The 279-nt window shown below is 66.7% G+C and carries 1 protein-coding gene; it reads left to right on the forward strand.

The annotated features are described in order from the left end of the window. On the forward strand, positions 1–279 hold a 279-nt coding region (locus ACFOM9_RS01820; RefSeq protein WP_386707240.1), incomplete at both ends, for an ATPase, T2SS/T4P/T4SS family.

The raw sequence follows: 279 nt of genomic DNA on the forward strand, positions 1-279 counted from the left end.
TGCGCGACCTGGAAACCATCCGCCTGGCGCTGACCGCCGCGGAAACCGGCCACCTGGTATTCGGCACCCTGCACACCTCGTCGGCGGCCAAGACCATCGACCGCATCATCGACGTGTTCCCCGCCGGCGAAAAGCCGATGGTGCGTTCGATGCTGTCAGAAAGCCTGCGCGCGGTGATCTCGCAGGCGCTGCTGAAGAAGGTCGGCGGCGGTCGCACCGCGGCCTGGGAAATCATGGTCGGCATCCCGGCGATCCGCAACCTGATCCGCGAGGACAAGG

This window comes from Luteimonas notoginsengisoli (assembly GCF_042648885.1).
Lineage (GTDB): Bacteria > Pseudomonadota > Gammaproteobacteria > Xanthomonadales > Xanthomonadaceae > Luteimonas > Luteimonas notoginsengisoli.